The following is a 21,004-nucleotide window of genomic DNA, read 5'->3' on the forward strand; positions in this document are numbered from 1 at the left end:
ATGATGACGATGAAGCTGCGCCAAACTTCGATCACTGCAGCGATGCGGTAGTGTGCTGAGCCAGACATCGAGCATGCTCATTGGCCAGCGCCTGCCTGTTTGCCGCCGCCGCAGAGCCGCTCGGCCGTCATCATCTCAGGAACGGTTTCCGGCTCGCCAAAGCCGTATTTGGCCATGATGCGGGTGACCGTTCCGTCCCGCCGCAGGGTGGCAAGCCGTTCGTCATAGAGTGTTCTCAAATCCGCGTCCTCCTTGCGAAAGGCGACGGCGGCATAGTTGGCCTGTTCGTCAGCGACCACGAAGGGGCTGGCGCGTTCGAGGCTCGGTGCCTTGCCGCCCGCCAAAAGGCCGATCACTGTCGGCGAGGACAAAACCGCGACGTCGATGCGACCGGCACGCAGGGCCGAGACGTTCGATTCAATGTCGGGAAACAGAAGCATGTGATCGCTGGGTACGCCCGCCTCAATGGCGTTCCGGGTGACGACGCTGCCACGGCCTGCGCCCATGACGATGTTCGGATTGGCGGCGATATCCTGATAGCCGTGGATCTGCTTCGGGTTGCCGGCAAGTACGATCGCGGCATCCGGCACCTTGAGGTCCGGCGTGCCGAACAAAACCTGCTGGCAGCGTTCCGGCGTGATCGCCAAGCCCGACGCGACGGCATCGAACCTTCCCGCGAGCAGGCCTGGGATCAGGGCGCCGAACTCGGTCACCCTTATGTCGAGTTCCTTGACGCCGAGCCCGGAAAAGGCTGCCTTGAGCAAATCCGGATGCCAGCCGGTAGCTGCGCCGGTCACCTCATCGCGATAGCCCCAGGGCGAGCGGTTGTGGATGCCAACGACGATCTTGCCTTCGCGCAGTATGCGCTCCTTCGTCGTTTCGGCTAAGGCCGCACCACTGGCGGCTGCCAGCGCAAACATCGCCAGGGCCATGTATAGCCCGGCTCGCATCGCGCGAAATCCACGTTTCATTGTTGTCTCCCATTTTGTGAATTGCTGCCGCGGCGGTGCTTTTGAGGCCTTCTGGCTGCGACGAAGGTCTTGGGCTGGAGGTGCTCCTCTGATCGAAGGCAAGCGCGGGCTGTCGCTATGCGCGCCCTTGTGACGATGACCGCCGCGATGTGAGCGATGGCGGCGAACACCGGTCCCGGTTGGTGAGCGTTTTCAAGTCCGCCAGCACCGAACGAAGCTGCGGCCAAGGAAAGCCAGACGGAGTGTCACCGACCTCGCTCTCCAGCAAGACGACTTCCAGCTTGGCGATTAGCCCGTCGACGGACCGCGCCGGTGTCCGTGCGAGCTCGTCGAGCAGCAGCTCAGCCGCTTCCGCGGCACGCTCTTCGGCATCCTTCGTTTTCGAATAGCGGAGATCGCCGCTTTCCCAACGGGCAGATTCAGAGAGGTCGTCGGGGGCAGGGGAGGCGGGATAGCCTACCGTCCGAGCGAGCCTGTTCTCCAGCCGCTGCTGGCGGCGGCACAGGGCTAGGCATCTGGCGTGGGCATCGCGCCAAGCGCGAGCCAAAGTGAAAGCCGGGTCCGCCTTGGCCTCCGCACCTCCTCTCCGGGTATCCGGTTCACACTGCCGGATATCCGTAGCCATGATATTTATTGTCTTTCGTCCGCGGGTGACGAAAGCCATAGTCGTGGTATTGTCGGAATCAGCCATGATCCGAGCTCCACTCAGCTTGGGTTGCGGCTAGGTTGGGCAAGGTGCAGCAACACCTTGCTCAGCCGCTTATGTTAGCCAATTAGGCTGACTTTTACCGGAAAGTCAACCAGAAAGACTGACTTTATTGATGGGTGTTATTACAGCGGAGCAATGCCGTGGTGCTAGAGCGATGCTCGGTTGGAGCCAAACCGAGCTGGCTGAAGCGGCAAGAGTTTCCAGAGCTACTGTTGTTGATTTTGAACGAGGAGCTCGCATTCCCCATCGAAGCAATCTCACTGCGATACGTCGGGCTTTGGAAACGGGTGGTATCGAGTTCGTGGCGGAAAACGGAGTGCTACTGAAGCGCGCGAGCCAGGCAGCGAGCGAGGACGACGAAGAAGCCGTTCGCGAGTCGCCTTGATCCAGTGATTTCGACATTGGTGCAAAAGATTCGGTCATCGGATGCAAAATTAGAGCGCCATTTTTCCGCAGCCCTTCTGAAGTAAGACCGCAAGCTCACAAGTTTCAGCAGGTGATGGCCCTGAATATCGACCGACAACGCGGCTTGTGAGCCGACGTGTGGCGGAACGAGCGTGAATTTGCCGACATGACAACGAGCGGCGGGATCAAGAGTACAACTTTCCGCCTCAATGAACGGCGATTGCCTGCAACCTGCAGCGCCCCGCCCGGATCAACCGGGCGGAGCCTCTGTGGGTCGGCTTACTCGCCGCTGCGGCGGCTCGGCCGCGACCAGATCAGGCTGTAGGTCTCGCCGTCATCGTCGTTGAAGAGGTTAGCGAAGATCGGGGCGTTGAAGCTCGGATCGTCGAGCTTGAGGCCCAGATAGTCGCGGCCCTCGTTGGAGCGCTTGGCCCAGGCGGCGCCGATCTCGGCGCGGCCGACGAAGACCCGGTGGCTGGGGGCGCTGTCGCCGCTGGTGCGGGTTTCGGGGACGATACGCACGCCCCTGGCCCGGACGCTGAGGGTGACGATGTCGCCGGTGAACTCGTTGTTGCCGGTCTTCTTGAAGGTGCCAATGGTCGCCATGGTGGTTCTCCTTGATCCTGTCTATTGCGAGCCCGCACCATTGCGGTCTAGATGGGAATCGGCAGGCCGAAGGCGATCGCCGGCGCACCCATGGGCCGCAGCGAAGCGGAGGATGGCGCGGGCGCGGCTTTGTTGGGGGGCGAGGAATGCCGGCGCAGCCGGCAGGGGAAGAAAGCCGTGCTGCGCCGTTGCGTCAAAGGCGATCGAGGCTTCAGCCGGTCTTCGGCCAGATACACCCATCGATGAGACCGCTTTGATGCGCTCACTGTGACGGATGGGCATCGGGGCGACCAGCCTAGCGGCCTCACCGCATCCTGATCCTATCCGGCAATGGCGGTTCACCCTCGGATTGTCTGATGCTCGACGGCTGGCCTCTGCTGGCGCCTATCGCCGGGGTGGTTCGCGCCATTGGATGACGCCCTTGGTGCCATGGCCGTTTTCGACTGTCGTCCCTGATGCTGCCCGCCCCGGTCCTCGCTTCGATAAGGGGCGTCGTGTCGGAGCCGGCCCGAACGCTGACTGCTCCTCAACGGCGCCTTGCGCCAACCTCTTCGATGATCAGGTCCGTGCGCTCGAGTGTGCTCCGTCCACCATGCCTTGCTCTGCGATCAGGCTCACACGATGTCCTGCCTTTTCGGTTCGGGCGCGGCCATCGCCGTAATGCAAAGGGCCGCCCCTATGCCAATGGCGACTCGCGCTCACGAAGCAAAAGGCAATCTCCCAGGGTTCAGCGGGCATTAGATGCGTTACAAGGCCGTGGGTCGCGGTCAGTCGGGAATGATTGCAGATGCGACGAATGCGATGGCGACAAGCAGCCCGATGACGATACTGCCTTGAACGCCGGCCCCGCCATTGTGATCACGGGCGATGAGTTAGAGAAAGTCGTTGCCGAGCTGAAACTCCCTGCAATTAGCAACGGGGACTGTCACGCAATTAATTCTACCCTATAAATCATTGATCTATCGCTGACGTTTGTCGAGGGGCAGCCATGTCCGAGGCTAAACGCATGACGGTCTTGGTCGTAAGCACAGCCGCCTTCATGGCGTGCTTTGCCGCATGGATGATGTTCGGCGTTATAGGCATCCCACTGCGCGATCAGTTGCAGCTCAACTCGACGGAGTTCGGGCTGCTTACGGCGACGCCGGTGTTGACCGGCTCGATCTTTCGTCTGCCACTCGGTATCTGGACCGATCGTTTCGGCGGCCGCATTGTCATGTTCTTGTTGCTGATCATATGCGCTGTACCGCTGTGGCTCGCCTCCTATGCCAGCGAACTCTGGCAGTTTCTCCTGCTCGGGCTCGCGCTAGGCTTGGTTGGCGCATCCTTCTCAGTCGGCACGCCCTATGTCGCCCGCTTCTTCCCTCCGGAACGCCGCGGCTTTGCCATGGGCTTCTTTGGAGCCGGCACGGTGGGGGCCGCGCTCAACATGTTCATCGCGCCAGTATTGATGAACAATTTCGGTTGGCAGGCGGTGCCGCGTTTTTATGCGGTGTTGCTCCTCATCATCGCAATCGTATTCTGGTTCCTCGCCGCGCCCGATCCTGGGGCAGGTAAAGCCACCTCGCTCCGATCACAGCTTGCGGTCATGAGCGATCGTCGAGTGTGGAAGTATTGCCAGTATTATTCGATCGTCTTTGGCGGTTTTACCGCACTGTCGATCTGGATGCCGCAATATTATGTGCGCGAATATGGCTTCTCGATTGCGGTTGCCTCACTTCTGGCAGCTTGCTTTTCGCTGCCCGGTGGTGCGCTTCGCGCCGTGGGCGGCCTGCTCGCGGATCGGTTCGGCGCCCACAACGTCACCTGGTGGGTCCTGTGGGTGGCGTGGGTTGCCCTCTTTTTTCTGTCCTATCCGCACACCGAATTCGCCATTCGCACGGTCGACGGCTATCGCCAATTCACGATAGCACTGACGCCTTGGGTGTTTACGCCATTGCTTTTCGTCGTTGGCGTGACCTTTGCCTTCGGCATGGCGTCCACCTTCAAATATATCGGCGACGACTTTCCGGAGAACCTGGGCGTCGTCAGTGGCCTCGTCGGCATGGTCGGGGGACTCGGCGGTTTCCTGTTGCCGATCATGTTTGGCGGCCTGCTGGACTGGCTCGGCTTCAATTCGAGCTGCTTCATGCTGCTCTATGGCGTCGTCTCGGTGTCGCTGATGCTCAGCTACCTGACCGAGGTACGCCAGGCGCCGGTCATGGGGCATGACGACCACGACATGGTGGTGTCGCCGCGCTTGAACAAGGAGCCCGCGCAATGAGCCATTTTCTCGACCGGATGACTTATCTCACCCGTCGCCGTGGCACATTCGCCGATGGGCTTGGCGAACTGCGCGACGAGGATCGCATCTGGGAAGAAGGCTATCGCGAGCGCTGGCAGCACGACAAGATCGTACGCTCCACCCACGGCGTGAACTGTACCGGTTCCTGCTCGTGGAAGATCTACGTCAAGAGCGGGCTCGTCACCTGGGAGACGCAACAGACCGACTATCCGCGCACCCGTCCCGGAATGCCGAACCACGAGCCACGTGGCTGCTCGCGCGGCGCTTCTTATAGCTGGTATCTCTACAGTGCCAGCCGCATCAAATATCCAATGGTACGCGGCCGCCTCGTCAAGGCATGGCGCGAGGCGCGCAAGACACTTGCGCCCGTGGAGGCCTGGACCGCGATCGTCGAGAACCCCGGGACGGCAAGGTCGTACAAATCCATGCGAGGGCGAGGTGGCTTCGTCCGCTCCAACTGGGAAGAGGTGAGCGAGATCATCGCCGCCGCCAATGTCTACACCATCAAGACCTATGGTCCGGACCGGGTGGTGGGTTTCTCACCCATTCCGGCGATGTCGATGGTCTCCTATGCCTCAGGCTCGCGCTACATCAGTTTGCTCGGCGGCACCCTGCTTTCCTTCTACGATTGGTATTGCGATCTGCCGCCATCGAGCCCGCAGACATGGGGTGAGCAGACCGACGTGCCGGAATCCGCCGACTGGTACAATTCCGGCTACATCATCGCCTGGGGTTCGAACGTGCCGCAGACCCGCACGCCCGATGCGCATTTCTTTGTCGAGGCGCGCTACAATGGAACCCGCATCATTGCGGTGACGCCGGACTACGCCGAGGTCGCCAAGTTCGCCGATCTGTGGCTGCACCCCAAGCAGGGCACGGATGCGGCTCTCGCCATGGCCATGGGGCATGTGATCCTGAAGGAGTTCTTCCTCGACCGGCAGGTTCCCTACTTCCAAGACTATTGCCGCCGCTACACCGACCTGCCCATGTTGGTCATGCTCAAACAGCAGGGCGACCGCTGGGTGGCCGATCGTTACCTACGCCGCAGCGATCTGCCGGGGGCACCGAAGTCGGATAATTCCGCCTGGAAGACCATGGCGCTGAACGAGGAAAGCGGCGAGCTGGTCGTGCCGCAGGGATCGATCGGCTACCGCTGGCCGAAAGACGAGGACCCCGCGGGCAAGTGGAATCTGGAGCCGAAGGACGGCGAGACGGGCGAGGATGTCAGCCTGGCGCTCTCGCTTCTGGGCAAACATGACGACACGCTTGCCGTGACGTTCCCCTATTTCGGCGGACGCGCGCACGAGCACTTCACCGACAATCCGCAGGATGGCGGCGATACGCTGACGCGTAACGTGCCGGTACGCCGCGTCAAGCTGGCGAGGGGCGAGGCGCGCGTCGCCACGGTCTTCGATCTCATGTGTGCGCATTATGGGCTGGACCGCGGCCTTGGCGGCGCTGCAGCGAAATCCTACGACGACAATGTGCCCTATACGCCGGCCTGGCAGGAGACGATCACTGGTGTGCCGTCGGAGCATGCCATAACCGTCGCACGCGGCTTCGCCACAAATGCCGAGAAGACCAAGGGCCGGTCCATGGTGATCATCGGTGCCGGCATGAACCACTGGTATCACCAGGACATGAACTATCGCAGCATCATCAACATGCTGATGATGTGCGGCACGGTCGGCGTCTCCGGGGGCGGCTGGGCCCATTATGTCGGGCAGGAGAAGCTACGGCCGCAGACTGGCTGGACTATGCTCGCTTTCGGTCTGGACTGGGCGCGCCCGCCGCGCCAGATGAACGGCACCTCCTTCTTTTACGCCCATACCGACCAGTGGCGCTACGAGCGTCTGAACGTCTCCGAAATTCTCTCGCCGCTCGTGAATCCTGCCGACTATCGCGGCAGCTTCATCGACATGAACGTAAAGGCAGAGCGCATGGGCTGGCTGCCCTCCGCGCCACAGTTCAACGTCAACCCGCTGGGGATTGCCGCACAGGCGGAGAAGGCAGGCATTCCGATCAAGGACCATGTTGTGGCTGCATTAAAGTCAGGCGATATACGCTTGGCCTGCGAAGACCCCGACAATCCGGTCAATTTCCCGCGCAACCTGTTCATCTGGCGCTCGAACCTTTTCGGATCGTCCGGCAAGGGGCACGAGTATTTTCTTCGTCATCTGCTCGGCACGCGCCACGGCCTGCAGGGTAAGGATCTGGGCGAAACCGATGGCGAGAAGCCCAATGATGTCGTCTGGCGCGATCCGGCTCCGGAGGGCAAACTCGATCTCGTCACGACGCTCGATTTTCGTATGTCCACGAGTTGTCTGTACTCCGACATCGTGCTGCCGACGGCCACCTGGTACGAGAAGAATGACCTAAATACTTCCGACATGCATCCCTTCATCCATCCGCTGTCGGCAGCGGTGGATCCGGTGTGGGAGGCGCGCAGCGACTGGGAGACATACAAGACCATCGCCAGGCGCTTTTCGGAACTGGCCGTCGGCCATCTCGGCGTCGAGCAGGACGTCGTGCTGGCACCGATCCAGCACGACACGCCCGGTGAACTCGCCCAGCCGGTCGACGTCAAAGACTGGAAGAAGGGTGAGTGCGATCTGGTGCCTGGCGTCACCGCACCGCAGGTCGTCACGGTCGAGCGCGATTATCCGAATGTCTACCGCCGCTTTACATCGCTTGGTCCCCTCGCTGACAAGCTCGGCAATGGTGGCAAGGGCATAAGCTGGAATACCGAGGCCGAGGTGAAGGGCCTTGGCGACCTCAACTACCGCGTCAACGATGGCGGGCCGACCCAGGGGCGCCCACGCATCGAAAGCGACATAGATGCTGCCGAGACCATTCTTTATCTCGCGCCGGAAACCAACGGCGAGGTGGCGGTGAAGGCGTGGGCGGCGCTTGGCAAGGTGACCGGTCGGGATCATACCCATCTCGCCGAAACGCGCGAGGACGAGAAAATCCGCTTCCGTGATCTGCAGGCTCAACCGCGCAAGATCATTTCCTCGCCTACCTGGTCGGGCATCGAAAGCGAGCATGTCAGCTATACGGCCGGCTACACCAATGTGAATGAGCTGATCCCCTGGCGCACCGTTACAGGCCGCCAGCAGTTCTATCAGGATCACCGCTGGCTGCGCGATTTCGGCGAAGGCTTTGCGCTTTACCGGCCGCCTGTCGACACCCGCACGGTGAACAGCATGCTAGGCAAGCACGGCAATGGTGAAACCGAGATCGTGCTCAATTTCATCACGCCGCACCAGAAATGGGGCATCCACTCTACCTACACCGACAACCTGCTGATGCTGACGCTATCGCGCGGTGGGCCGATTGTTTGGATCTCGGAAACAGACGCTAAGAGCGCCGGCATCGTCGACAATGACTGGATAGAACTGTTCAACCTGAACGGTGCGATCGTGGCGCGCGCGGTGGTGAGCCAGCGCGTCCAGCCCGGCATGTGCATGATGTACCACGCGCAGGAAAAGATAGTGAACGTGCCAGGCTCGCAGATCACCGGCCAGCGCGGCGGCATCCACAATTCGGTGACGCGCGCTGTGCTGAAGCCCACTCATATGGTCGGCGGCTATGCCCATCTTTCCTATGGGTTCAATTACTATGGCACGGTTGGCTCGAACCGTGATGAGTTCGTCATCGTGCGCAAGCTCAATCGTATTGACTGGCTCGATCACTCCAATCCGGTCGATCCGGCGCAGAAGGAGGCGGCACCATGAAAATTCGCGCGCAGATCGCGATGGTGATGAATCTCGACAAGTGCATCGGCTGTCACACCTGTTCGGTCACCTGCAAGAATGTGTGGACCTCGCGCCAGGGCATGGAATACGCCTGGTACAACAATGTCGAGACCAAGCCTGGCATTGGCTACCCGAAGGATTGGGAAAACCAGGAACGCTGGCAGGGGGGCTGGCGACGCAAGAAGAACGGCAAGATCGTGCCTCGGCAAGGCGGCCGGCTTTCTATCCTGGCCAAGATCTTCGCCAATCCCCGCCTGCCCGAGATCGATGACTATTACGAGCCCTTCACCTTCGACTACGAGCATCTGCAGAACGCGCCGGAGCTGGCGACCACGCCTGTGGCGCGGCCGCTCTCGCTGATCTCGGGCCAGCCGATGGAAAAGATCGAGTGGGGGCCGAACTGGGAGGAGATCCTCGGCGGCGAGTTCGACAAGCGCTCGCAGGATTACAACTTCGAGGCCGTGCAGAAGGACATTTACGGCCAGTTCGAAAACACTTTCATGATGTATCTGCCGAGGATTTGCGAGCACTGCCTCAATCCAAGCTGCGTCGCCTCTTGCCCGTCAGGCTCAATTTACAAGCGCGAAGAGGACGGCATCGTCCTCATCGACCAGGACAAGTGCCGCGGCTGGCGCATGTGCGTGTCTGGCTGCCCCTACAAGAAGATCTATTACAACTGGACCTCCGGAAAGGCCGAGAAGTGCATCTTCTGCTATCCGCGCATTGAGGCCGGCCAGCCCACGGTCTGCTCGGAGACCTGTGTTGGGCGCATCCGTTATCTCGGCGTATTGCTCTACGATGCCGATGGCATCGAGAAGGCTGCTTCGACCGAGGACACACAGGATCTGTACGAAGAGCAACTGAAGCTGTTCCTCGATCCGAATGACCCCGAAATTGAGGCCCAGGCACGCGCGGACGGCGTGCCGGATGCCTGGATCGAGGCCGCCAAGCGCTCTCCCACCTACAAGATGGCGGTCGACTGGCGCGTGGCGTTTCCGCTTCACCCGGAATATCGCACCCTGCCGATGGTCTGGTACGTGCCGCCGCTTTCGCCGATCCAGTCCCATGCAAATTCAGGCGCGATCGAGACGGTGGGCGAACTGCCGGATGTACGTTCGCTGCGCATTCCCGTGCGCTACCTCGCCAACCTGCTGACGGCGGGCGAAGAAGCTCCCATCGTCAGTGCGCTGGAGCGCCTGTTCGCCATGCGCATCCATTTCCGTCAGCGCCAGCTCGGCGAGGGCGACGGACAGACAGTACTCGACCAGGCCGGCCTCTCGCTCGCGCAGGTGGAGGAGATGCACCGCTATCTCGCCATAGCCAATTACGAGGACCGCTTCGTCATCCCCACCGGCCACCGCGAATTGGCAGAGGATGCCTACGGCCTGAAAGGCTCCTGCGGCTTCACCTTCGGCAATGGCTGCGATTTTGGCCCGCCGCACTCCTCGCTCTTCGGCGGCAAAATGGGACGTCGCAAGCTCAATCCCATTCGTCCTCTGGACACTTGAGCTATGCCGATGATCCTTTTCAAGGCGTTCAGCGCGCTGCTTTCCTATCCCACCGCCGATATGCGCGCGGCATTGGCTGAGATTTCTCGCGTGGTCGAGGCTTCGCCATTGATCTCGGCCAGGGAGAAACGTGAACTAGGGGCGCTGATGCGCGAGTTGGGCGAAGGGGACACGCTCACCGCCGAGGCCCGCTATGTCGATCTGTTCGACAGAGGGCGGTCGCTTTCGCTGCATCTTTTTGAACATCTGCATGGCGAAAGCCGGGATCGCGGCGCAGCGATGGTGGAGCTGAAGCAGCTCTACGAAGCCGCCGGCTTCGAGCTGGTCAGTCACGAACTGCCGGATTACCTGCCGGTGGTGCTGGAATATCTGAGCTGCCGCGACCTGAGCGAGGCGCGCGACCTGCTGGCCGACTGTGCCCATATACTGGCCGCCATCACCCGTTCGCTGATTGCCCGACAGAGCCGTTATGCGGCTGTCCTACAGGCGCTGCTCGTGATCGCCGGAGAAAAGCCGCTAAACGCAGCCGAGATCAAGCCGGTGAAGGAGCATCATGCCGCGCTCGATCGCGACTGGGCCGAACAGCCGGCCTTCGAGGAGCCGCCTGGCGGCCGCCCCAAGCCCTGAGGAAAGGGAGGAATGCCGTGTCCGAAAACCATCTCAACACGCTTCTTTTCGGAATCTATCCCTATGTCTGTCTGGTGGTGCTGCTGCTCGGCAGCCTGATCCGCTTCGACCGGGAGCCCTATACCTGGAAGAGCGATTCCTCGCAGATGCTGCGCGCGGGCCAGTTGCGCCTCGGCTCCAACCTGTTCCACTACGGTGTCATCGTGGTCATCCTCGGCCACTTCGTCGGCTTTCTCGCGCCGCACTGGTTGGTCTCGCCCTTCCTTTCGCCGATCATGCACCAGTTGCTTGCCATGATCGTCGGCGGCATCGCAGGGCTGATCGCCATAATCGGTCTGTCGATGCTCATCTATCGCCGCCTGGCGGACCCACGCATCAGGCTCAACAGCCGCAAATGGGACATCGCCGTGGTCGTCATGATCTGGCTGCAGCTTGCGCTGGGGCTGCTCACCGTACCGCTTTCGGCCTTTCACATGGACGGCGTGCTGTTTGAGACGTTAACCAGCTACGTGAAGGGCATCGTCACGCTCGACATGAACGCCTCTTCCTACATGATCGGCGTGCCGCTGACCTACAAGCTGCACATTCTGCTCGGCTTCACCCTGTTCCTGATCTCGCCCTTCACCCGCATGATCCACATCTGGAGCGGCGTGGGCGCACTTGCCTACCTGTTCCGGCCCTATCAGATCGTGCGAACGCCGCAGACGCGCGCCAAGGAGCCGATACGCCCATGACCGCTTATGTGAATGGCGTCCCGGTTCCGGGTGACGTGGAAGATGCGAAGCTCGCTGTCGTGCGTGAATTGCTGCGGCAACGTGCAGTCGAGGCTGGCTTTCTAGACCCTGGTGCCATCGACAATGAGGTTGTGGAAGCGGCAATCGAAAAGCTGCTGGCGCAGGACGTGCAGGTTCCGACGCCGAGCGAAGCCGAATGCCAACGCTATTATGAAGCGCATCTGGAAGAATTCCGCTCGGGCGATTTGGTCCACGCGCGCCACATCCTGTTCCAGGTGACGCCTTCGGTGAACATTGCCGTCATTCGCGCCCGCGCCGAGCAGGCACTCAACGAGCTTCTGGCCGACCCGGAGCGCTTTGCCGAGATGGCGCGCGAGCTTTCCAACTGCCCGTCGGGCGAGCAGGGCGGCAATCTCGGCCAGATCGGCCGCGGCGACATGGTGCCGGAATTCGAGAGTGCGCTGTTCCGTATCGACGCGCTCGGCATTCTGCCGCATCTGGTGAAAACCCGTTTCGGCTTTCACATCGTTTCAGTGGACCGGAGCATTCCAGGCGTGGACATTCCCTTCGAGCACGCGCGCGAGCAGATCGCTGAAGCGCTTAGTGCCACTGTGGAGGAACGGGCGCTGCGCCAATATATCGCCATCCTCGCAGGGCGAGCGGAACTCCTGGGGGTTGAGATTGATGCTGCTGACACCCCGTTGGTGCAGTAGCCTCCTGAGAGATGTCAAGTTAACTTCGCGGGGCTGAAACTTTTTGGGAGAACTGCGGGCTCAGGCAGCCATGTCGCTGGTCAGGGGGCTGTCAGGTCAACGTCTGAAATTTAAGGCTCGGCTTGGGAGCACCGTTCAGGCCCCGGAAGGCTGAACGCTTGTAGCGAGGCGGAACGGTCTGCATCACCCCACGGACGCGGCGAGGGCGCCATCCTAACATGACATCTCCATCCGGCGCTATAGCGGCCCTTCTATCGTTGGCGTGGGATCGCCCTTCCAGATCATGCGATAAACGGATCCCTGCCTGACCGACTGCACCGCTGCAGGCCTTAGCGCAACGAGGCAGATACCATCCTCGTGCCGCACAGAAGGATAGATGATGCCATTTAGTCCCTCGGCGCGAGCGCTGTCAGCAAGTGCGTTTCCTATTGGGTAGGCCCTGGTTTGGTCGGGATCAAGCGATGGATGATCTGGCACTTGTCGAAGATCGAGGAAGTCTCCAGCGAGGCTGCAAAACATCTCCGCATACTCGACCGTAGCGTTATAGTCGCCGGCTTCTGCGAGGGCGTTGGTCAAATGAAAGCCAACCTCGTGGAGGCAGGTTTCAACTTCGAGCGCCGCATACCAGGCGCCACGGTCCGGTCCGCTAAAACGGTTCGGTTGCCGGGGTTTGGCATAGGCGAACGACGCGTTGATAAATGGCGCATGCGGCACGTCGTAGACGAGTTCATTGGCTGCCAGTCCGGAAATCCCTTTGTCCTGTGCGATCAACCTCGTGCTGGTTGCCCCCTCAATCTCAGCCAGAAGTTCCAGTTCATCCTGGTCATCGACCAGTGGGAGAAGCACTGCCTCGCGAAGGCGGGCAGTCGTCACAAGCCGGACAGTCTTTGGGAACGCCTCGGTGACGACAGGTACACCTTCGATCGACAATCAAAGGCCTCCACGAACTGCGTCGACATATCTGCGCACCTCAAGCATTTGGGGAATGCCGCCCTTCAGCATCGACGCGATCGGGCTCATCCGCCCGAAGAGTGGCCCCCTGTTCTCGAGTTTCGGCCAGCGGTCAGCCATGTCGTCAGCAAACAACAGATGCAACCCCTTGTAGATTCCGACCATTGCCGAGATGCGGGTCAACTGGTCCTGGCTGAGATGCTTGTCTTTTCCCTCCTGCTTCAAACGCTCCCAGGTGCTTGTAGAAACGTCGAGCAGTGCTGCGGCCTGTTGACCCGTCAGGCCCCAACTTTCGACCAGGCGCTTGTATGCCTTGAGTGCCACTTTCGAGAGCCGCTGCCGATCAGCTTCGGCCGAGAAGTCCTGTCGTTCGGGAAGAGCTGAAATTGGATGAGCAGTTGCTAGCATTGCACTCTCCATCATTTGATGGTTCATTTATATATCAAATGATGATGACCTGTCCAGAATGCAAGGCTTGAAGCACGATGTGGCCTTCCCTGTTGCACTTGTCCGAAAAGGATGTGCAACCGATTTCGCAGGGCAGCGCTCCATGGTTACGTCCTGCGATGCGCGGCGGTGGTGTGCTAGCCAGCGTCACCAGGAGGCGGTGAGGTGTCCGTCGCGCGACTTCACAACGCGCGTTCCGAGTTGTCGGCTTTCGCGATCAAGGGTCTGGCATATCCATGTGGCGTCCTCGGTCGAGGGATGCGCAAGCCGAAACCGCAGAATCCGCAAGGGAACGATTTCAAGTTTGGCAAGGTCGCCGCTCTTTGCATCTATGTCGACCAGATACATGAGGGGCAGATCGTCTCTGAATTCCTCATAGCCGGCGATGCCTTCGTAGTCGTTCACGAAATCCCCGCACCCGTGGAGGATCAGCCTGTTTCGGTAGATCTCGATGGCCCTTGGGTGATGCGAGGAATGTCCGTGAAAAACCGACACGCCTGCTTTTTCGATGAGCAGGTGGGCAAATCTCCGTGCATCGTCGGGGATCTCGTAACCCCAATTCGAACCCCAATGCACGGACGCGACGATCACGTCTCCTGGCTGCCGAGCAGCTGAAATACCTTCCGAGACCGCGGTAGCGGTGGCTTCTGACAAATCCGGCAGGACGTTAACGCCGGGAGCTTCCGATGTTGCTGCCCAATTCTCGGGCGTGCCGCTCGTGACTGACGCAAAAGAGAAGACAAGCACGCGGCCCTTGTTTGCCAGATCGAGCACTGCCGGCGCGCTGGCCTGATCGCGTTCGCGACCAGCGCCAGCATGTTTGATGTGAAGCCGATCGAGCACCTGCATTGTATCCAGAAGGCCCGCGATCCCCCAATCGAGCACGTGATTATTGGCAAGCGTGCAGCAATCGATCCCCGCGGCGACAAGGCAGTCTGCATTCTCGGGACTGACTCGATAGTTGATACCCTTTGGTATGTAGCTTTCGCTGCGCGTGATGCTGGTCTCAAGGTTGACAATGCATGCGTCAGGATTGCTATGTCTCAATTCTTCGAGGGCCACGCCCCAGATATAAGTCGGTGCCACACGCCTCGGGATCGGACCATGCAACCTCTCGGCCAGCTTGATATAGCCGGTCGCCGAAAGCATGGCTCTTTCGTGCAAGGCCGGATCGCATGGGTTGGCCATGATCTGGTCGATGCCACGTCCAATCATGACATCTCCGCATAAGAAGAGGCGCACTGGCCCGCTGGTGTGGGCCTCATCTGCAGACTCGGGCTCACGGCTTGAATTGAGGGACACAGGGCATAGCTTTCATTCCAACCGCAACAGGCGCCCGGTTTCATAATTCTAATGAACGAAAGCTGCCTCGAAACCGTTCCTTCTTCATAAAGGAGCAAGGTCATGAAACATGGTGAAGGCGGCAACTCATCCCGTGGCCCTGACGTCACCGATGTGGAGATCGTGCCACTTCATCTTCCGGGCTGCTTGCGCCTACCTCCGAACCCGTTCGGGATTGTCGTCTTTGCACATGGCAGTGGCTCGAGCAGGCTCAGTCCGCGCAATGTCTACGTTGCGGAGGCCTTGGGTCGGACCGGTCTTGGCACGCTGCTCTTCGATCTCCTTTCACCGGACGAGGAACTGAACCGAGCCAATGTGTTCAACATTCCGCTTTTGTCTCGCCGCCTCACTGCCGCGGTCGAATGGACGGGAGAGGCCGCGCAGACGATGGGATTGCCGATGGGGTTGTTCGGGGCAAGCACCGGGGCCGCGGCGGCACTTGTTGCAGCCGCGCGGCTGGGGGATCAAGTCGCGGCCGTGGTTTCACGCGGTGGACGTCCCGATCTGGCAGGAGCCGCCCTCGAAGAAGTCCGGGCGCCCACTCTCCTGATTGTCGGCGGCAACGATACCGAAGTGATCCGCTTGAACAAGGCGGCATTTGCCAGACTTGCCGGCCCCAGCCAGTTGGCAATCATTCCTGGCGCAACGCATCTCTTTTCCGAACCCGGGGCGCTCGATGCCGTGGTCGAGGCAGCGCGAGACTGGTTCGGGCGCTATATGGGCCGCGAGGGCGCTTCCGGCTAAGAGATGGCCGGGCCGCTAGGACCCGCCATCTGCTTCTAGAATCGTAGCAGGCGCCGCGGGCTTCCGGAAGCGACGCCCCGTCACCTCAATTCGAAAGCTCGAATTCAAGTGACTGGATTTTCATCGGTTCAGTCGGGCCGCATAGAACGCGAACCTTGATCTCGCCGTGCGCGCAGGGGATCTGCAGTCGGAAGCGTCCAAAACCGCCGTTCGCGGCGCCCTCATCCGCCGGCAGGATTTTCATTGCGTCGGAAACCGGTGCCCCGGCCTTTTCACAAAGCTCCGCGAGCGCCTTTGCACGCTCGGAATAGGGCCGATCCATCGCCACATTTTCCAGGAAGATGGCATCCGCGATCGAATTATCCCAGCCCTCCAGCACCAGACGCGACAATCCCGCGGATAGGTCACGCACGGCCGCCGGCGGCTCGCCGGCCGGCGCAGCCTTGGCAAAGGCTGCGCCAAGCAATAGCTCGAGCGCTGCCGCGGTGGGTACCCACGCGCCCGAATAGGTCGCATTCTCGAAGGCCACGACACCGAGCCCGGTCTGCGGGTTCCACCGCATATGCGAGCTGAAGCCGGGATAGCCCCCCGAATGGCTGACAATCGGGCCGAAGCGCGGATTGTGTTCGACCATGAGGCCGAAGCCATATCCCTTGAGTCGCTGTTCCTCCGTCGGTTCGCACGCGATCGGGCATTGGATCCGCTGCATTTCGCGCCTGCTGGAGGCGCACAGCGGACTGTCATCTGTATTTTCCGGCGCAAAAGCTGCCGATAGCCAGCGCGCCCACCGGACAAGGTCACCGATCGTGGTGACGGCACCGCCGATCGCCGAAAACGCCCCCGGCCCAGTAAAAGGCAGTGGCAGCCAGTCATCACCGACTTTGCGGAAACCCGTGGCGAGCGCTTCCGGAGCGACTGCCGCTGGATCGAAACCCGTTTCCTGCAGACCAAGTGGCTTGAGCAGATTGTCGGTCACGAATTCCTGGTAGGTCTGGCCGCTGACGGCCTCGATCACCTGCCCAAGCAACGCATATCCGAGATTGGAATATTCGAAGCGGGTTCCCGGCGCGCTGGAAAAACGGATGCCGGCGCGCAGCACGGCATGGAACGCCTCGTTGGATAGTGATTCCTGCCGGTCGGCCCATGGATCGTCGGTGGGAAAGCCTCCCGCCATGGACAAAAGCATCCGCACCGTCGGCGCTTCCGGCCGGCCTGCGGGCAGTGTGGGGACCAGCGCAGGCACAAACTGCGTTACGGAGCTATCGAGCGATAGGAGCCCCCTGTCTCGCAGCAGCAGAACGGCGGCGGCCGTGAAGCTCTTGGTGCAGGAGGCGATGCGAAACCGGGCGCGCGGTCCGGGCGGGCTGCCCGCCGCACCTGCACTACCCAGTCCCTCTTCATGCACAATGCCCTCGGCATCGAAAATCGCGAACCGGAGCCCCGGCGTTATCTTTTGGGCCAGACGCTCGGAAAAGATTGTGGCGATCTCGCCCGTAAGCGCTTCCCGTCGCGAAAGATTGTTGAAAGACAGCATTATTAATCCTCTCTGCTCACGGGAGATCGGGCGCTGCGGCAAGCAGCTGGCGGGTATAGTCGTGTTGGGGGGCATCGAAGATCGCGCCGGTCGGCGCCATTTCGACGATCTCGCCACGATAGATAACTGCCACCCGGTCGCACAGCGACCGCACGACCGCAAGGTTGTGGGATATGAATAGCTGCGAAAGCCCCATCTCCTGGCGCAAGTCGGCGAAAAGGTTGATGATCCCCGCCTGCACAGACACGTCAAGCGCCGCCGTCGGCTCGTCCGCAACCAGAAAGCGCGGATTGACGGCAAGCGCCCGGGCGATGGCGACACGCTGGCGTTGCCCGCCCGACATGCTCGTCGGGCGACTGTCGAGCAGCGCGCCGGGCAAGTGGACGCGGCGCATCAGGTCTTCGCAGCGCTGGCGGCGATCCTCTCGCCCCGTTCCGATCCGGTGCACGACCATCAGTTCATGAATAAGTTGCCAGACCGTCATGCGCGGATCGAGCGAGGCATAGGGATCCTGAAACACCATCTGGATGGCGCAGCGCTGCGGCCGCGTGCGGCGAGGGGTGAGCGCCTCGTCCGCAAAACGCAGCGCGCCGGAATAGCTGTTCTGAAGCCCAACGATGACTCGGCCGAGCGTCGATTTTCCCGATCCGGATTCGCCGACAAGACCGACGATCTCGCCCGCCCCGACGCGGATATCCACGTTGCGCAGCGCCTGCATCCCGCCGGGGAAAGTGACCGAAAGGCCTTCCGCCACAAGCTCGTTGCGCGTCATACTTCCTCGTCCCTTGCAAAAAAGCGTTCGTCTTCTGCGGTAAACGGCGCGACCTGCCGCCCTGGTCCGCATGCGACCAGCGCCGGCGCCGGCTTCTGGTCGCGTTCGGTCAGCGATGGCGCGGAACTCGAAAGCCCACGCAGACGCCGTATCGGTCCCCGGATGCGTGGGACTGCCGCAAGCAAGGAGCGCGTATAGGGGTGCGCAGGCGAGGCGATCAGCGCGCCCAGATCGTCCGATTGCTCCACCGTGCGTCCGGCATACATGACGGTCAGCGAATCGCAGAATTCCGCCACCACGCTCAGATCATGCGTGACATAGAGAAGTCCCGCGCCAAGGTCGGTTTTCAGCGCCTTGAACAATGCGAGAATCTGAGCCTGGATCGTGACATCGAGTGCCGTCGTCGGTTCGTCGCACAGGATGACGTCCGGCTTGCTCGCAATGGCCGAGGCGATCATCACGCGCTGCCGCATCCCGCCCGAAAGCTGGTGCGGATAGGCATCGACCCATCGTGCGGGGTCCTTGATGCCGACCTGCGCCAGAAGCTCTACCGCCAGTTCCTTGGCCTGCCGGCCGCTCAGCCCACGCCGCCAAGCCACACCGTCGACGATCTGCCGGCCCACTTTCATCACTGGATTAAGCGCGACGGCCGGCTCCTGAAACACCATCGAAATGCCGGTCCCCCGGACTTCATGCAGGAGTTTGCCGCCATCGCCCAGAAGATCGCGTCCGTCGAAACGGATTGCTCCGGCAGTAACGGTCAGATTAGCCGGCAAAAGTCCCATCACGGCGCGCAAGGTCAAGCTCTTGCCGGAGCCGGATTCGCCCACTAGTCCGCGCGCCTCGCCACGCGCCACCGAAAGCGTCACGCCGTCGAGTGCCTTGTAGCTCTTCTCGCCGATCTGCGCGGCGACGCTTAGCCCCTCAATCTGAAGGGCATCTGCCTTTATCGCCTGCTGCATTATCGTTTTACCCTCAGCGCCGTTGCCAATCCATCGCCGATCATCGACAGTCCGTAGCTCGTCACGATCACCGCTACGGCGGGGATCAGCATCAGGCTGTAGATCCCGCCGGCAAAGAAGGGCTGTCCCTCCGACATCATATTGCCCCAGTCAGGCGTCGGCGGCACGATGCCGAGACCAAAATAGCTCAGCGTGACGATCACCCCGATATTGGCCACGATGTCGCTCATCGCATAAACGATGCCCTGGCTCAGCACATTCGGCATCAGGTGGCGGAAAATGATGCGTGGAACGCCAAGGCCGCCTACGTGCAGCGCATCCATGAAATTGGTCGAGCTCAGCACCATCGCCTCGGCGCGAATGATGCGGGCATAGGCGATCCAGCTCACAATGGAGATCGCTATGATGATACTGGATACACCGTTGCCTAGAATGAAAACCAGGCTGATGACCAGGACATAGAATGGGAAGGCGACCACGATGTCGGCGATGCGCATGACGATCGTATCGAACCAGCCGCCGAAATAGCCGCAGAGCGCCCCGAGTGTCGAGCCAATGACAAAGGGAAGCACGACCGCGATCGTTGCCAGGAATAGATCGACCCGTGCGCCATAGAGCAGCCGCGCCCACAGATCGCGTCCCAGGTTGTCGGTGCCGAGCAGGTGGTCGGCGCTCGGCCCTTGCAGCGTGGACATGAAATCCTGCGCGGTTGGATCATAACTGGTGAGCAGAGGCGCGCAGAGCGCCATCAGCACGATCACCCCGACGATCAACGATCCGTACAGCAGCTGCGGGTTGTCGCGCCGGAGCCGCTTGAGCGGGCCGGGCGATCGGGCAATATCCCCTGAGGCGGTAGTGGCGGTCATTTCGCGTTCGCTCATTTCAGCCTCACCCTGGGATCGAGCAGCGTGTAGGCGATGTCGGTTATGAGATAGACGAGCAGCACCAGAAGAGCGAAGACCAGGGCACTAGCCTGCACGACCGGGAAATCGCGGTTCAGAATGCCCTTCATCAGGAAGGTGCCCATGCCAGGAATGGCAAAAACGTTTTCGACCACAAGCGAACCGCCGGCGAGAAAGCCAATCTGGATGCTGAGAATGCTCAAGCCGGAAATGCTGGCGTTCCGCAACGCGTAATGCAGCCAGACAGTGCGGCTGCGCAGTCCCTTGGCGCGTGCGAAGTTGACATATTCGCTGTTCAGAGCGTCGATCAGCGCCGTGCGCAGACTGCGCATCAGCACCGGCACGATGCCAAGCGCCAGCGTCAGCGCCGGCAAGAACAGTGATACGACATGGTCCCACGGCTTGTTGCCGTATCCGGCAACGGGGAAGATTTTCAGCCGGATGCTGAAGACCAGGATGAAAATGGTCGCGATGAAGAAAATCGGTGTTCCTTGAAACACTGCGGTAAGGGCGCGCGCCACCATATCAGAGAGCCCGGATTTGCTAACCGCGCTCCAGGCAGCCAGTGGAACGGCGATGATCAGGCTAAGGACTGCACTCATCAGCATCAGCAGTAGTGTTGGCGGCAAACGCGTTGCAAGCAGATCGATGATCGGTTCATGAAAGAACATTGACTCGCCAAGCTGGCCGGTCACGAGATCGCGCAGGAAATGCAGATACTGGATCGCCAATGGCTGATCGAGACCCCATTGCTGCCTGAGCGCGGCAATTGCCTCTGGCGTAGCATGCTCGCCCAGATAGGTCCGCGCCGGATCGCCTGGCGTGAGATGCATTAGCAGGAAGGTCAGGGTTACCGTTCCGAGTATCACGGGGACCAGTAGCACAAGCCTTCGAAACAAAAATCTCGACATGTAAAATCAAACTCAAAGAGACAGAGACGGGCTGTCCGGTTCCATGGAAGCAGGAACGCGGACAACCCGTCGCGATTGTTCGTCAGGTCGGGATCCGTTCATCGGGTAACGATGGGACGGGTTTCCCG

General features: G+C 60.9%; 19 protein-coding genes. 8 read left to right on the forward strand and 11 right to left on the reverse strand.

The genetic code is table 11. The annotated features are described in order from the left end of the window. Positions 1-77: 77 nt before the first annotated feature. Positions 78-971 carry an ectoine/hydroxyectoine ABC transporter substrate-binding protein EhuB gene (gene ehuB / locus M2281_RS27110; RefSeq protein WP_280824318.1) on the reverse strand — a complete coding sequence of 298 codons (894 nt, stop codon included), beginning with the start codon at positions 969-971 and terminating at the stop codon, positions 78-80. A gap of 115 nt (positions 972-1,086) precedes the next feature. After that, on the reverse strand, positions 1,087-1,662 hold the full coding sequence (locus M2281_RS27115) for a hypothetical protein (protein ID WP_280824319.1): 576 nt from the start codon (positions 1,660-1,662) through the stop codon (positions 1,087-1,089). A gap of 130 nt (positions 1,663-1,792) precedes the next feature. Here M2281_RS27115 and M2281_RS27120 point away from each other — a divergent pair, with 130 nt between their 5' ends. Beyond that, complete coding sequence (locus M2281_RS27120) at positions 1,793-2,065, forward strand: helix-turn-helix transcriptional regulator (protein WP_280824320.1); 273 nt, start codon at positions 1,793-1,795, stop codon at positions 2,063-2,065. Between the two features lie 299 nt (positions 2,066-2,364). On the opposite strand, the gene M2281_RS27125 is transcribed toward M2281_RS27120, so the two are convergent. After that, entirely contained in the window at positions 2,365-2,691 is a 327-nt protein-coding gene (locus tag M2281_RS27125; protein WP_280824321.1) for a DUF736 domain-containing protein, read from the reverse strand. A gap of 988 nt (positions 2,692-3,679) precedes the next feature. Here M2281_RS27125 and M2281_RS27130 point away from each other — a divergent pair. The 6 genes from M2281_RS27130 to M2281_RS27155 are packed head-to-tail and all read left to right on the forward strand — an operon-like array spanning position 3,680 to position 12,312. Beyond that, positions 3,680-4,951, forward strand: a complete 1,272-nt coding sequence (locus tag M2281_RS27130) for an MFS transporter (RefSeq protein ID WP_280824322.1) — start codon at positions 3,680-3,682, stop codon at positions 4,949-4,951. Beyond that, complete coding sequence (locus M2281_RS27135) at positions 4,948-8,709, forward strand: nitrate reductase subunit alpha (protein WP_280824323.1); 3,762 nt, start codon at positions 4,948-4,950, stop codon at positions 8,707-8,709. The genes M2281_RS27130 and M2281_RS27135 overlap by 4 nt, the downstream gene beginning before the upstream one ends. Then, positions 8,706-10,238 (forward strand): nitrate reductase subunit beta, encoded by a 1,533-nt coding sequence (gene narH, locus M2281_RS27140; protein ID WP_280824324.1) that lies wholly within the window; start codon positions 8,706-8,708, stop codon positions 10,236-10,238. The genes M2281_RS27135 and narH overlap by 4 nt, the downstream gene beginning before the upstream one ends. A gap of 3 nt (positions 10,239-10,241) precedes the next feature. Next, a complete protein-coding gene (gene narJ / locus M2281_RS27145) occupies positions 10,242-10,865 on the forward strand; it encodes a nitrate reductase molybdenum cofactor assembly chaperone (RefSeq protein ID WP_280824325.1) in 624 nt (207 codons plus the stop codon). A 17-nt stretch (positions 10,866-10,882) separates the two neighbouring features. Then, on the forward strand, positions 10,883-11,599 hold the full coding sequence (narI, locus tag M2281_RS27150; RefSeq protein ID WP_280824326.1) for a respiratory nitrate reductase subunit gamma: 717 nt from the start codon (positions 10,883-10,885) through the stop codon (positions 11,597-11,599). Next, the gene (locus M2281_RS27155) at positions 11,596-12,312 is read left to right on the forward strand and encodes a peptidylprolyl isomerase (protein WP_280824327.1); all 717 of its coding nucleotides are present in this window, start codon (positions 11,596-11,598) and stop codon (positions 12,310-12,312) included. The genes narI and M2281_RS27155 overlap by 4 nt, the downstream gene beginning before the upstream one ends. 237 nt (positions 12,313-12,549) lie before the next feature. Here M2281_RS27155 and M2281_RS27160 read toward each other — a convergent pair whose 3' ends face one another. The 3 genes from M2281_RS27160 to M2281_RS27170 all read right to left on the reverse strand — a co-directional run bounded on the left by M2281_RS27160 (position 12,550) and on the right by M2281_RS27170 (position 15,012). Beyond that, a complete protein-coding gene (locus M2281_RS27160) occupies positions 12,550-13,242 on the reverse strand; it encodes an RES family NAD+ phosphorylase (protein WP_280824328.1) in 693 nt (230 codons plus the stop codon). Then, positions 13,243-13,698 carry an antitoxin Xre-like helix-turn-helix domain-containing protein gene (locus M2281_RS27165; RefSeq protein ID WP_280824329.1) on the reverse strand — a complete coding sequence of 152 codons (456 nt, stop codon included), beginning with the start codon at positions 13,696-13,698 and terminating at the stop codon, positions 13,243-13,245. It lies immediately after the preceding gene. Positions 13,699-13,857: 159 nt separating this feature from the next. After that, positions 13,858-15,012 (reverse strand): CapA family protein, encoded by a 1,155-nt coding sequence (locus M2281_RS27170; RefSeq protein ID WP_280824330.1) that lies wholly within the window; start codon positions 15,010-15,012, stop codon positions 13,858-13,860. A gap of 102 nt (positions 15,013-15,114) precedes the next feature. Here M2281_RS27170 and M2281_RS27175 point away from each other — a divergent pair, with 102 nt between their 5' ends. Next, positions 15,115-15,795 carry a dienelactone hydrolase family protein gene (locus M2281_RS27175; protein ID WP_280824331.1) on the forward strand — a complete coding sequence of 227 codons (681 nt, stop codon included), beginning with the start codon at positions 15,115-15,117 and terminating at the stop codon, positions 15,793-15,795. 85 nt (positions 15,796-15,880) lie between these two features. On the opposite strand, the gene M2281_RS27180 is transcribed toward M2281_RS27175, so the two are convergent. Genes M2281_RS27180 through M2281_RS27200 form a run of 5 tightly spaced genes read right to left on the reverse strand, consistent with a single transcriptional unit; the run spans position 15,881 to position 20,876 of the window. Further along, the gene (locus M2281_RS27180) at positions 15,881-17,404 is read right to left on the reverse strand and encodes a serine hydrolase domain-containing protein (RefSeq protein ID WP_342394307.1); all 1,524 of its coding nucleotides are present in this window, start codon (positions 17,402-17,404) and stop codon (positions 15,881-15,883) included. Beyond that, positions 17,346-18,101 (reverse strand): ABC transporter ATP-binding protein, encoded by a 756-nt coding sequence (locus tag M2281_RS27185; RefSeq protein WP_280824333.1) that lies wholly within the window; start codon positions 18,099-18,101, stop codon positions 17,346-17,348. Before M2281_RS27185 ends, M2281_RS27180 begins: the two co-directional genes overlap by 59 nt. Beyond that, positions 18,098-19,063 (reverse strand): ABC transporter ATP-binding protein, encoded by a 966-nt coding sequence (locus M2281_RS27190; protein ID WP_280824334.1) that lies wholly within the window; start codon positions 19,061-19,063, stop codon positions 18,098-18,100. The genes M2281_RS27185 and M2281_RS27190 overlap by 4 nt, the downstream gene beginning before the upstream one ends. Further along, a complete protein-coding gene (locus M2281_RS27195; RefSeq protein WP_280824335.1) occupies positions 19,063-19,944 on the reverse strand; it encodes an ABC transporter permease in 882 nt (293 codons plus the stop codon). The genes M2281_RS27190 and M2281_RS27195 overlap by 1 nt, the downstream gene beginning before the upstream one ends. Next, positions 19,941-20,876 (reverse strand): ABC transporter permease, encoded by a 936-nt coding sequence (locus M2281_RS27200; RefSeq protein ID WP_280824336.1) that lies wholly within the window; start codon positions 20,874-20,876, stop codon positions 19,941-19,943. The genes M2281_RS27195 and M2281_RS27200 overlap by 4 nt, the downstream gene beginning before the upstream one ends. Positions 20,877-21,004 lie beyond the last annotated feature (128 nt).

The organism is Pseudaminobacter soli (ex Li et al. 2025), from assembly GCF_029892515.1.
Lineage (GTDB): Bacteria > Pseudomonadota > Alphaproteobacteria > Rhizobiales > Rhizobiaceae > Pseudaminobacter > Pseudaminobacter soli_A.